The following is a 1379-nucleotide window of genomic DNA, read 5'->3' as shown; positions in this document are numbered from 1 at the left end:
ATGGCAAAGCCAAAGGCATAATTGCACGAAATCTTGAAACTGGCAAATTGGAACGCCATGCTGCAGATGCTGTTGTTCTGGCTTCTGGCGGTTACGGAAAAGTATATTATCTGTCTACTTTAGCTATGGGCTGTAACAGTTCTGCCATTTGGCGCGCGCACAAAAAAGGCGCATTTATGGCTGGTGTAAGCTGGATTCAATTTCATCCTACTTCATTGCCGCAGCATGGTGAAAATCAATCCAAACTGACTTTAATGTCTGAATCGCTTCGAAATGACGGACGAATCTGGGTTCCAAAAAAAGCCGCAGATGACCGAAATGCAAATGCCATTCCCGAAGAAGAGCGTGATTATTATTTAGAGCGTCGTTATCCTTCATTTGGAAATCTGGCTCCAAGAGATATTTCGTCAAGAGCCGCAAAAGAAAGAATTGATGCCGGCCATGGCGTTGGACCTATGAAAAATGCCATCTATCTCGATTTCTCAGATGCCATAAAAGCGCAGGGTAAAGATAAAATTGAAGCCAAATACAGTAATCTTTTTGCTATGTATGAAAAGATTACAGGCATAAACGCTTACAAAGAACCGATGCTGATTTCGCCTTCGGCTCATTTTACCATGGGCGGACTTTGGGTCGATTATGAGCTTATGACTACGATTTCGGGCTTATTTGCTTTAGGTGAAGCTAATTTTGCGGACCATGGAGCAAATCGTCTTGGGGCAAATTCACTGCTTCAAGCTTGTGTCGATGGTTATTTTATTGCTCCCTACACTATTCCGAACTATTTGGCAGGCGAATTGAATTTGCCTAAACCTGATATTTCGCATCCCGCATTTGAAGAAGCTGAAAAAACAGTGAGAAGACAGCTGGATCGTTTTTTACATACCAACGGAACACTTTCTGCAGATTATTTCCATAAAAAAATCGGACGTCTTTTGTATGAAAAATGCGGTCTTTCACGAAGCAGAGAAAAACTGGAAGAAGCAATAGTCGAAATTCGAGAACTCAAAGCTTCATTTGAAAAAGATCTCAGAATTACTGGCGATAACACTTTAAACAGCGAACTTGAAAAAGCGGGACGAATTGCAGATTATATAGAATTGGCCGAATTAATGTGTTACGATGCCTTACAGCGTGAAGAATCCTGCGGAGCTCATTTTAGAGAAGAATATCAAACCGCTGATGGAGAAGCTGTCCGTAACGACGATGAATTCTGTTATGTCTCGGCTTGGGAATGGAAAGGTTTAAATAACGAACCTGAACTTCACAAAGAACCTTTAACCTTTGAATCGGTAGAACTTGCAGTGAGAAGCTATAAATAAAATGGTGAATTGTTAATTGTAAATTATTAATTAACAATTCATAATTCATAACTCATA

1 protein-coding gene is annotated in these 1379 nt (G+C 40.3%); it reads left to right on the top strand.

What is annotated here, in order from left to right; all coding sequences use genetic code 11:
• Nucleotides 1-1322 (top strand): succinate dehydrogenase (quinone) flavoprotein subunit (gene sdhA / locus FF52_RS04355; RefSeq protein WP_008463290.1); only part of this gene is annotated, 1322 nt, incomplete at its 5' end.
• Nucleotides 1323-1379 lie beyond the last annotated feature (57 nt).

Origin of the sequence: Flavobacterium sp. F52 (assembly GCF_000278705.1) — a bacterium.
Taxonomy (GTDB): Bacteria; Bacteroidota; Bacteroidia; order Flavobacteriales; family Flavobacteriaceae; genus Flavobacterium; species Flavobacterium anhuiense.
Note: the sequence above shows the minus strand (reverse complement) of the source record. Positions and strands in the feature narration are given on the sequence as shown.